This is a genomic window from Protofrankia sp. BMG5.30 (assembly GCF_001983005.1).
In the GTDB taxonomy this organism is placed as follows: domain Bacteria; phylum Actinomycetota; class Actinomycetes; order Frankiales; family Frankiaceae; genus Protofrankia; species Protofrankia coriariae.
Genome location: NZ_MOME01000043.1, coordinates 46894 through 57403 on the forward strand (window position 1 = coordinate 46894; position 10510 = coordinate 57403).

The following is a 10510-nucleotide window of genomic DNA, read 5'->3' on the forward strand; positions in this document are numbered from 1 at the left end:
TGGGCCACCGGCGCGGATTCTCGTGGTCCTCGCCAGGCAGCGGGAGGCGAGTTCTACCTCGCCCGCACCCCGCCTGTGCCGCCGGCCGTCAGGAGCTCACCCGGCCGTGCGACGACCCGCTCCCTGACAATGCTTCATGCCGCTCGGGCATCCGTTCAATGTCGCCAACAACATCCGGCCGGACGCGCACGCCCGGCCGTGCGGACGACGTCGGGACAACTCCCGGTGCGGGAGGGTCGGGAGGACCGGGCGGACCCGGAGGGCCGAGAGGGCCGAGAGGGCCGAGATGACGCGGTGGATCCGTGCCGGATCACCGGTCATGCTCCCCGGTGGTGACCGGTGGTCACCGGCTGTGCGCCAAGACGCGGTTCCCGGGCGCTGTTCTCAGCCGTATGCCCATGCGGCCCCACCGACACAATCGCGCTCCCTCACGCTTCCACCAGCCAAGAGGCTCGGACGGAATGGATTGTGACAGCAGAGCTCTAAAGCGAACCTTGGATCGAAACAGGATCATTCGGGGCGATCCGTCCGGCACTGTCCGTGACGGTAGCGTTCAGCAACAGGTCCAGCATCCGGGTGCTGCCGTCCCGATCGGCGGGCGAGCACTCCCGCACCCAGGCCGCGGCGCTGATGATTTCGAACAGATCATCGGCGGTGAAGTCCGGCCGTACCCGCCCGGCGGCCTGCGCCGCGTGCAGCAGCGCGGCGCCGCACCGGTACATGTCGATGCACGAGCCGGACAGGGCGCCCTTGCCGTGCCGGCTGCGCGTCAGCAGCCCCATCAGCCCACGGAACGTGCTGCAGTACCGCACCGCCTGCATCGTCCAGCCCCGCAGGGCGGACAGCGGCTCGTCGGTCACGGCCACCTCGTCGGCGAACGCGATCAGAGCGTCGAGGCCGTCCCTGGTCGCGGCCTCGATCAACGACTCCCGGGTGGGGAAGTGCCCGTACAGGGTGCCGATGGCGACCCCTGCCCGGGCGGCGATCTCTTCCAGGGGTGCCGCGGAGCCCCTGGTTTCGAAGGCCTCGCGCGCCGTCCGCAGGATCGCGTCGTGGTTGCGCCGGGCGTCCGCCCGGCGAGCCCTGCTGGCGGAAGCGGGCTGCTCCTCCAGGAGCTGCTCCCCGACAGGCTGCTCGCTCACAGGCTCTTCCCCCACAGGCTCTTCCCTCACGGGCTGCTCCCTCATCGGAGACCTCCTGCTTGACAGGTCGAGGCCAGCTCATATTATCAACCCGAACTCGTAAGGTGAGCCACCCTCAAAATAATCTCCGTCGCTCTAGGAGGCATCGTGAGCACCGAAACCGGTTCCAGCACGACCACGACGGGTGGTGGTCCGCCCAGGGCGTGGGGGCTCGTGCTCGCCGCGATCGTCGGTGCCGAGTACCTGCTGCAGCTGGACGGCACGATCGTGAACGTGGCGTTGCCGGAGATCCAGGCCCGCTTCGACGCCAGCATCACCACCGGCTCCTGGATCCTCAACGGGTTCTACCTTGCCTTCGGCGCGCTGCTCCTCGTCACCGGACGGCTCGGTGACGTGTTCGGTTACCGCCGGGTGTTCCTCTTCGGCATCGGCCTGGTGGCCGTCGCCTCGCTGGTCGCCGGTCTCGCCCAGAACATCGAGGTGCTGCTCGTCGGCCGGGTGCTGCAGGGAGCCGGGGCAGCGCTGGCCGGCCCCAGCGCGCTGGCGCTGCTGACCATCCTGTCCGAGGGGGAGCGCAGACAGCGGGCGTTCGGCCTCTACTCCACCGTCACCGCGCTCGGCTCGGCTTCCGGCATGGTGTTCGGCGGGCTGCTGACCTCGGCCGGCAGCTGGCGATGGAGCATCCTGGTGAACGTCCCGATAGCCGCACTGATCTTTGTCGTCGCCCTGCGCGTACTCGGGACCCGGGACGCCGCCCGCAGCCAGCGTTCGCTGGGTATCCCCAGCGCGGCCCTGGCGACCGGGGCACTGACCGCCGGTGTGTACGGCCTGGTCCACGCTGCCGACGCGGGCTGGCAGGACGCGGGGACGATCGTCCCGCTGGTGGCCGCCGTCGTGCTGTTCACACTCCTGCCGGTGGTGGACTCCCGTTCCCCCGAGCCGCTGCTACCGGGCCGGATCTTCGCCCACCGGGACCGGCTCGGCGGCTTTCTCAACCTCACGCTGCTGGCCTCGGTGCTGGGCAGTTTCCTGTTCTTCCTGGCCCAGTACCTGCATGCCGTGCTCGATCTGAGCCCGGTGCGAACCGGCCTCGCACTGCTGCCCTTCGCCATCGCGATCCTGTTCAGCGCCTCACTGATCACCAAGTGGGCCAGCTCGATCAGCCTCAAGGCCCGGGGTGTGGCGGGGCTCGCGGTGGTCACGCTCGGCGTGGCCTGGCTCAGCCGGGTGGACGATGGCGCCGGCTACGCCTCCTCGGTACTGCCACAGATCATCATCATTGGGATCGGCGTCGGCCTGGCCATCGTCCCGTTCAACGTCGTCATCCTCTCCAGCGCTGACCCGCAGGACACCGGTATCACCGCCGGGATCGTGCAGGTGGCCATCACCGTCGGCGGCCTGATCGGCATCGGTGTGTTCCTGCTGCCGTTCACCCATGGCGCCGGCAGCGAGGTGGAGCACTTCGCCCGGGTCTTCACCTGGCTCACCGTGCCGGCGATCATCGGCATCCTGGTATCCCTGGGGCTCTGGTTCGGCCCCGGCCGCGGCAAGGCTCCAGCGGCCGTTGACGCGGCCCAGGCCACCCCGGCCCAGGCCACCCCGGCCCAGGCCACCCCGGCCCAGGCCACCCCGGCGACCGCCGACACGGCCAGCTAGACCGGATGACCGGCCCCGGCCGCACGGGAAGCGGTCGGGGCCGGTCAGCATGACCGTCACCTCGGTCGCCCGGCACCATGCCTACCGGAGCACCATGTGTGCCTGTCGGCGGAGCAGCATGCGTGCCGGGCGGGAACGGCCGTCCGGTCGGTACGACGCCCTGACCCGGTCAGATCGGATGGTCCGGGCATCCGGTGCCCTGGATGAAGGCCTTCCTGGGAAGCTTCTCGGGGAGATTGTCACTGTGGCCGCCAGGACCAGGTGCCCCTTCTCCGGGGGAGCACCGCCGGCGGCTGGTCGGATACCGCGGCAGGCTCTCGGCACTCAGGCCGGCCTGCGTCCTCGCAGGCCGGCCTGAGTGCCGTCATCGCTGTCTGTGAGTACCGGTACAGCGTGGCAGCGACGGTCTGCCACACTCCGGTCTGTTGTTGCCCCGGGTCTGTTGTTGCCCCCGGTCTCAGGTGTGCTGGACGGCGCTCGGCTCGCCGCTTTCGTCCTCACTGCTGGTCCTGGGCGCCACGATGTTTCCGGCGTACCCCGGGCTCGCGGTGGCGGTGGCGGTGGCGGTGGCCCTGCCGGTGCCGCGGCGGCGGCCTCTTGCCAGCCTGGTTACTGGCATTTCCACCAGCGTGTACAGCAGCCAGGCGGCCAGCAGAGTGAGCGGCAGAGCTATGAGCAGGACGACCGCCAGCTCCACGATCACGGGTTCGGACCAGTTCGGGCCCAGCCGTTCGCGCAGCGGGTTGAGCACCAGGTAATGCACCATGTAAAAGGCATAGGAGAGTTCACCCAGCCGGACCCAGACGCGACCGCGGATCACCGATCGGGCGGACGTGACGTCGGACACCGCCGCGCTGGCGATCAGCGGTGCCACGAAAATCGATGCCAGCCCGCTGACTCCCCAGAGATAAGGCAGATTGAGCGCTGTCACGTAGCCGAGGATGGCGAAGGCAGCGGCGGGCAGCACGCCCAGCCGGATCCAGCGGCCCGCGATGACCAGGCGTGCCAGGAAAATGCCCATCAGGAAGTCAAGAAAACGCACCGGAGGTGCGAAGTACACGAACCACAGCTGGTTGAACGACATGCTCTCGAAACCTGGGTAGGGCAGTCGGGGCTGATCGGTGACGACGAACTGTCCGATGAGGACAGCCCCCAGGATCAGCGCTCCGACTGTCCCGACCGCGGCCCACAGGAATCGTTCGGGGACGCGCTTGGCCGGCCCGATGACCAGCGGGAACAGCAGATAGAAGAGCAGTTCCGCGGAGAGCGACSAGCTGATCGAGTTGCCCGAGGTGACAAGGCCGAACTCCGGCCGCCAGTCCTGGAGCAGCAGGATGTTCCAGGGAAGCCAGTGCCCCAGGGCCGCCGCGGTGGTACCCCCGACCGTCACGCCGAGCGGAATGGCCAGGGCGAGGGTGACCAGATGATTGGGAAAGAGTTTCGCGAGCCGTCGGCGTACGAACGCAGACCTTGAGGGCCTGGAACTGTGCACCCAGTTCCAGGCCAGTACAAACCCGCTGAGAATGAAGAAGAAGTTCAGTACGTAGCCGCCACGGCCGAATATCGAGTGCAGGGCATCACCAAGACCGCCGGTGACGAAACGGAGCTCAAAGAAGGCGTGTCCGCTGAAGACGAGTATCGCAGCGAAAACGCGGAGCGAGGTGAGCGTCGGCAGCGTCTCCAGTGACGTCCGAGATTTTTCGGATGATAATGTGGCAGTCATCGTATCCTCTTGTGTGGATCAAGTTTGGAATAGTGCTTCCCTGAGAGCGGCCGGCACTGTTTCGGTGATCCGCTGGCGTAGCCCGGGCCCGATGTCGCCGGCAAGGCCGTGCGTGACGCCTGGAAAGTGATGCAGTTCGACCGGAACGCCGGCCTGGATCAGGCGGAAAGCGAACTGCAGGGCTTCGTCGCGGACCGCGTCGAGCTCGGCGACCGCGATGAAGGTGGGCGGCAGGCCGGTGAGGTCGGCTGCCCGGGCCGGAGCGGCGATCGCCGGCACATTGTCCGCGACATCGCGCAGATAGGCGTCCCAGCATTCCCGTGCCAGCCGTGAACCGAGGTACTCAGGCCCCCACTGCTTGAGCATGGAGGAGGTCTCCGCCCGATCGTCCAGTGAGGGTGAGACCATGTGCAACAGGCGGATCGCGGGGCCGCCCTGGTCGCGTGCCGCGAGAGCCACCCCGGTGGCCAGCGTCCCGCCCGCGCTTACTCCGGTCAGCGCGATCCGAGTGGGATCAATGCCGAGTTCGGCTGATTCGGCGACCATCCAGCGCAGGGCGGCGAAGCAGTCGTCGAACGCGGCGGGAAACGGATGCTCGGGCGCGAGACGGTAACCTACCGAAATCACGACCGAGTTCAGCCTGACGGCCAGCGGTGCGACCAGGAAATGCACCATGTCAATGCTGCYGATCGCCCAGCCACCGCCATGGATGTAGAGCACCGCAGGCAACGCGGACGTCTGGTTGCGGGGCCCGTAGCGGCGGACCCGCACCCGCAGCCCCGACACCGGATCGTGTGCTTCCAGGTTTTGCATGTCCAGTGCCTCGGTGCCGGGAAGCGGGTCCGGTTCCGCCAGCGGTAGGCGGCTTAGCGCGCCTCTGTTGGCGAGCAGTTCGGCTAGTGTGCTCTCCACCGGCTCAACCGAGGCGCGTGTCATTGGCTCTCCTTCTCCGTTGGTGTTCCGTTGATGCCGGAACGGCTTGGTCGAGACCGTGTCCACCATCCAGGCCGAGGGCGTACTCGGTCAGGTGGTCGCAGGCGTTGCCAGCCAGAAAGGACGCGGGCGAGGCGAGCTCACTGGTCTGTCCGATCCGATCCGGCGGGATCCTGGAAGCCACCTGTTTGTGCAGCCGCTCCGACTGTGTGAACGCGGTACCTATGCTGGCGCCGAAGAATCCCGGCGCAATCGCGTTGACCAGGATACCGTCGGTCGCCCGGTCCACCGCCAGCGCCCTGGCGAGACCTTCGATGTCGGCTTCGACGCAGCGTAGACGCTCGGCCCGTGGCATGGCGCGCGAGCCACGCCGGAGGAGATGAATGCCACTCTTCCACGGCTGCTCACGGCCAGCCGCTCGTATACCGCTCGTGCGGTCAGGAAAATACCGGTGAGGTTCACCTCCACCACTTCCTGCCGGATGTCCACCGGCAGGTGCTGTGCCCGATGAGTGGCCGGTGCGATCCCGGCATCGGTGTCAATTCGGCCGAACAGGTTGGCGATCCGCTTGGACGTGGGTCAGCCCTTCCYGGCCACCGACTCGGAGTGCTTCGGCACGATGATGGTCGAGATCGCTGCCCATGCCGTCACCAGCGAACCGGCAGCTCTGCCACCGTCCGGACCATGGTGTCGCTCACGCTCGGTGTCTGCGTCGGGTCGAGCGCCAGTGTCAGTCCCGGCAGCCGGGTGGTCAGGGTGGACAGCGCCACCTCCAGCTCGAGGCGTGCCACTCCCGCGCCGAGGCAGAAATGCGGGCCGTGGCCGAAGGACAGGTGGTCACGGGCGGCGATGGGATCGCGGTCGAGGATGAACTCGTACGGCTCACCGAACACGGCGGAGTCCACGTTGGCCCCGGAGAGGCTGGCCAGCACCGCCTGCCCGCGCCTGACCTGGCCCAAGGGGAGCTCCACGTCCTCGGTGGCGACCCGCAGCAGCGCCGTCTCGATCGGCGGGTTCACCCGCAGGATCTCCTCCACGACCGAGGGGATCAGCTCCGGTTCGGCGATCAGTCGTTCGTAGCGGCGGCGGTCGCGCAGCAGCGTCAGCACACCTCGGGAGATCGCGGACGCGGTGGTCTCGTGGCCGGCGACGATCATCGCCAGCACCATGCGGATGAGCTCCGGCTCGGTGAGCCTGTCCGCGCCGTCGCGGGCCGCGATCAACGAGTCGATGAGGTCGTTGCCCGGCTCCGCCCGGCGCCGCGCCAGCAGGTCCTGGACGTAGGCGATGAACTCCGCGCCGGAGGCGGCGAAGGTCGCCGTCGTCCAGGTGCGGAACCGCTTCTGGTCCTCACCGGTGATGCCGATGATCTCGCAGATCACCCGGATCGGGAACTGGAAGGCGAAGTTGGCCACGAAGTCCGTGGGCTGCTCGCTGGCGAGCAGATCGTCCACGAGCTCGTCGGCGATCCGTTGCGCGGTGGAACGCCAGCCGTTCACCCGGCGCACGGTGAACGAGCCGGACACGAGCCGACGGACCAGATGGTGCCGATCCGGTGGCATGTTCGCCAGAAAGTCCGGGTCGGCTGTGGTGGCGTCCTCGCCAGGGAAGAACGTCGGCGCGCCCGCGTAGGCAAGCTGCCGGCTGAACCGGGGGTCGGAGAGGATCGTCTTGGCATCCGCGTGGGTGACGCCGAGCAGCGCTGTCTGCCCGCTCGGCATCGTCACCTCGGCGAGTTCCTTGGACTGCAGCCAGGCGACCAGTTCCGGCGCCGGACTGCCGTCGATGCCCGGCTCAAGGGGCAGGGAGGGGCGTTCCCCAGCGGTGGTCATGAGGCTTCCTCCAGTGTCGTCTGAGAACTATGGCAGCAGGCTCTGCGGGATCCGGGGGATGGCGCGCGAGGGTGTCACTGCGCTGTTTCGGCGACAGCTTCCGGGACAGCCACGCCCGGTCCCTGCCGCTGTGCCGGGACCTTGTCGGACCGTGACGGCCGGGGGTTGCTCCACCGGCGTACCAGGGGACGTTCGACCAGGCTGTAGAGCAGCCAGGACACCAGCAGCGCGGGAAGCAGAAGCAGCAGGGAGATCAGGAAGGACGTGGTGGCGGAGTGGCCGGAGCCGAAGCCGACGCTCTCCTGCAGGAAGTACAGCGTGGGGTAGTGCACGATGTAGAGGGCGAAGGAGACCTCTCCCAGCCACGTCCAGACGCGGTTGTCGAAGATCGTGCCACGGCCGGACCGGTCCGCGGTCGCCACGGCCGCGATCACCAGCGCGGTGGGCAGCGCCGTGGGCGCGACCGCCGTGAGCGCGGTCACCGGCAGGAGCAGTTGGAGTACCAGGGCGGCGGCCAGCAGCAGTGTCGCGGCCGGCACCCCGAGCCTGATCCACCGGCCGGTGAGCACGATCCGGGCGGTGACGATGCCGAGGGCGAACTCCAGCAGGCGCGACGGCGGGAACGGGTAGACCAGCCAGTTCTGCCAGAGCGACATGTGCATCCCTGGCAGCTGCGGCTGCCCCGGCAGCGCGGTATGAGAGATCACGGCCAGCGTCAGGGTCCCCAGCGCGAAACCGCCGAACCACCACCACAGCCGTTCCGGCCTGATGCGGGAAATCCCGAGGTACAGGGCGGGAAAAGCGAGATAGAAGATTAGCTCCACACTCAGCGACCAGCTCGGCACGTTGATACCGCGCATGATCAGAATATCGGCGAACCAGGCGTTGGCCAGGAACAGGCTGGGCACCACCTGCCCAGTGGTGATCGACGCGCCGGCCCACAGAGTGACCAGCAGTGCGAGCGTCCAGGCGACCAGATGGTTGGGGACAATCTTGACCAGCCGGCGGCGCAGGAAGCGCAGGCTGGTGTCCTGCGCCCGGGCGGACACGGTGAGTACGAACCCGCTGAGCACGAAGAAGAAGCCGACTCCGGCGAACCCGAAGGTGATGGGCCAGTTCTGGGACTCGACGGGCGACCCGTTCAGCGTCACCGTGAGATAGGCGTGGCCGATGAAGACGGCAAATGCCGCGATGAATCGGAGGCCGGTCAGCGAAGGTAACCGCGTGTTGGTGGCAGTGGTCTCCGTAGCGAGCGCCATGGGTAGCTCGTTTCTGTTGTGGACCGGCGCGCGGTCTGTTGGGATCACAGACAGCCTGTGGGGATGATCGAGAATTTGCGGCCGGCGAGTCTCAGCCGGCGAGCTCGATCGCCTGGGCGGGGCAGAGCTGCTGGGCCTCCCACACCTTTGCGCTCAGCTCCGCGTCCGGTTCGGGATCGAGTAACGAAACCAGGCCCTCGTCCTCGTCGTGTTCAAACACCTCCGGGGCGGTGAGCACGCAGAGCCCGGCGCCGATGCACCGGTCCCGATGAGTACTGATCCGAACGGTCCGGCTCATCCGGTCCTCGGTTCCCGACCTGCCCGGCCCGTCACCTCGGTGGGGCTGGCCGGGACCGGCAGGTGGTACGGACAGCTTCGGCGCTCCGGGAACAGGAACGCGTCGGCCAGATCGATGGACAACGTGGCCTCCACGGATAGAAGATCAGCCAGGCTGGGGAAAGACGGGTAGGACAGACCCGGCAGCAGGTTGGACCCAGCAGACAGTTAAAGGTGTGGCGGTGCGGCACGCAATGGTGCCAATGCCGGATCCGTCCTTCTCTTAACAGGCGCTTTAGCGGCACACTGGCGTGTGGACATGGGTGCGGGCGGGCTTCAGCGCGGGGCAAGGACCGCGTCAGCCGGTGACTTCAGAATCAGCGGGTCCGACATTTTTGCGGCGCGGAAGGCKAGCGGGCGGGAATTTACATTCCGGGCCCGGTGAACTGTTCGGCGCCGAATGGACGGTCCCGACGGACCGTCAAATGTAAGGGCCACCGGGCGCTCCCTCCCACACGGCCCGGGATGGGTGGGAGCGGGCGGGGGCCGCGCACACCGGCGCCCGCAAATCGGGCCGGCGTCGGCCGGGGAGCTTGTGCCCGGACAAATCCGTGTGATCGGGGAGAGGTTGGTAGTGGTCCGATGGTTGGGAACACRACTGGGAATACGGAGAGGTGGCTCCGGCAGTTTCACCCGGGGCCGCCGGACGGGCCGTTGCTGGTCTGTTTTCCGCACGCGGGCGGCGCGGCGAGCTTCTACCTCCCGATGGCCAGGGCGCTGTCGGCGACCACACGGGTGCGGGCCGTGCAGTACCCGGGGCGTCAGGACCGCCGGTCGGAGCCGCCGCTGACGACCATCGTGGCCCTCGCGGACGCCCTTGCCGAGGTGCTGGACGCGTTCACCGGCCAACAGGTGGCGTTCTTCGGCCACAGCATGGGGGCGATCATCGCGTTCGAGGTGATCCGGCGGCTGGAGACTGCGGGCCGCCCGGGCCCGCGGGTGCTGTTCGCCTCCGGCCGCCGCGCGCCGTCGGTACGTCGCGGGGACCGCGTCCACCTGCTCGACGACGCCGGGTTCCTCCGCGAGATCCGCGCCCTCGGCGGCACCGACCCGCGTGTCCTCGACGACCCGGAGATGCTGGCGCTGGTGCTGCCGCCCGCCCGGGCCGACTACCGGGCGATCGAGACCTACGTGGGCCCGCCCGACGCGACGGTGCGCACCCCCGTGACCGTGCTCGTCGGCGACACGGACCCGCACGCCACGGCGGCCGACGCCCAGCGGTGGCGCGACCACACCAGCGGGGACTTCGACGTGCGGGTGTTCCCCGGCGGGCACTTCTACCTTGTCGACCAGCAGCCGGCGGTGACCGCGACGATCGTCGCCGTGCTGCGGGACGGGCCGGGGGCGGGCCAGCGGCCGGCGACCGGCCCGGCGCCGCGGCTGCCCGGCCCGCGGCCGTCGGACAGCGGCAGCCTGACCCGGTCACTGCGCACGGGGAGTACGGGCCGGCCCGAGAACGGCCCCGAAAAGAAATGAAAGAGCCTGAAAAGAAAAACTTCCTCGTGTCCCGCGTCAAGATCTTGGCTCAGAAATCTTGACCTGAAGGTTGGGTATTTCCGATCTTGGTGGGGGGTTTGAGGGTGGGATTGTGGTGGATCTCGATCGGCCGGTGGAAACCGAGGGCCTCGT

General features: G+C 68.3%; 9 protein-coding genes and 1 pseudogene. 2 read left to right on the forward strand and 8 right to left on the reverse strand.

Going from position 1 to position 10510, the window contains the following annotated elements:
* Nucleotides 1–482: 482 nt before the first annotated feature.
* Nucleotides 483–1142, reverse strand: coding sequence for a TetR/AcrR family transcriptional regulator (locus BL254_RS20280; protein ID WP_235433707.1), 660 nt, complete (start codon nucleotides 1140–1142; stop codon nucleotides 483–485).
* Between the two features lie 147 nt (nucleotides 1143–1289).
* Between BL254_RS20280 and BL254_RS20285 the strand changes: the two genes are divergently transcribed.
* Nucleotides 1290–2798, forward strand: coding sequence for an MFS transporter (locus BL254_RS20285; protein ID WP_254858338.1), 1509 nt, complete (start codon nucleotides 1290–1292; stop codon nucleotides 2796–2798).
* A 457-nt stretch (nucleotides 2799–3255) separates the two neighbouring features.
* On the opposite strand, the gene BL254_RS20290 is transcribed toward BL254_RS20285, so the two are convergent.
* The 7 genes and pseudogenes from BL254_RS20290 to BL254_RS20320 form a co-directional block, all read right to left on the reverse strand.
* A complete protein-coding gene (locus BL254_RS20290) occupies nucleotides 3256–4521 on the reverse strand; it encodes an acyltransferase (protein ID WP_076844598.1) in 1266 nt (421 codons plus the stop codon).
* 18 nt (nucleotides 4522–4539) lie between these two features.
* Nucleotides 4540–5457 carry an alpha/beta hydrolase gene (locus BL254_RS20295; protein WP_076844600.1) on the reverse strand — a complete coding sequence of 306 codons (918 nt, stop codon included), beginning with the start codon at nucleotides 5455–5457 and terminating at the stop codon, nucleotides 4540–4542.
* Nucleotides 5438–5809 (reverse strand): SDR family oxidoreductase, encoded by a 372-nt coding sequence (locus tag BL254_RS20300; protein WP_052914825.1) that lies wholly within the window; start codon nucleotides 5807–5809, stop codon nucleotides 5438–5440. Before BL254_RS20300 ends, BL254_RS20295 begins: the two co-directional genes overlap by 20 nt.
* A gap of 26 nt (nucleotides 5810–5835) precedes the next feature.
* Nucleotides 5836–6018: pseudogene (locus tag BL254_RS29620) on the reverse strand (hypothetical protein); the annotation flags it as partial.
* An 83-nt stretch (nucleotides 6019–6101) separates the two neighbouring features.
* The gene (locus BL254_RS20310) at nucleotides 6102–7286 is read right to left on the reverse strand and encodes a cytochrome P450 (protein ID WP_052914826.1); all 1185 of its coding nucleotides are present in this window, start codon (nucleotides 7284–7286) and stop codon (nucleotides 6102–6104) included.
* A gap of 74 nt (nucleotides 7287–7360) precedes the next feature.
* Nucleotides 7361–8545, reverse strand: a complete 1185-nt coding sequence (locus BL254_RS20315; RefSeq protein ID WP_047224311.1) for an acyltransferase — start codon at nucleotides 8543–8545, stop codon at nucleotides 7361–7363.
* A gap of 91 nt (nucleotides 8546–8636) precedes the next feature.
* The gene (locus BL254_RS20320; protein WP_047224312.1) at nucleotides 8637–8843 is read right to left on the reverse strand and encodes a ferredoxin; all 207 of its coding nucleotides are present in this window, start codon (nucleotides 8841–8843) and stop codon (nucleotides 8637–8639) included.
* A 692-nt stretch (nucleotides 8844–9535) separates the two neighbouring features.
* Between BL254_RS20320 and BL254_RS20325 the strand changes: the two genes are divergently transcribed.
* Entirely contained in the window at nucleotides 9536–10357 is an 822-nt protein-coding gene (locus BL254_RS20325; RefSeq protein ID WP_338052764.1) for an alpha/beta fold hydrolase, read from the forward strand.
* Nucleotides 10358–10510 lie beyond the last annotated feature (153 nt).

Excerpts from the sequence above, each read along its gene's own strand:
- BL254_RS20320 (WP_047224312.1), bottom strand. The coding sequence starts at position 8,843 with ATGAGCCGGACCGTTCGGATCAGTACTCATCGGGACCGGTGCATCGGC.
- BL254_RS20315 (WP_047224311.1), bottom strand. The coding sequence starts at position 8,545 with ATGGCGCTCGCTACGGAGACCACTGCCACCAACACGCGGTTACCTTCG.
- BL254_RS20310 (WP_052914826.1), bottom strand. The coding sequence starts at position 7,286 with ATGACCACCGCTGGGGAACGCCCCTCCCTGCCCCTTGAGCCGGGCATC.
- BL254_RS20300 (WP_052914825.1), bottom strand. The coding sequence starts at position 5,809 with ATGCCACGGGCCGAGCGTCTACGCTGCGTCGAAGCCGACATCGAAGGT.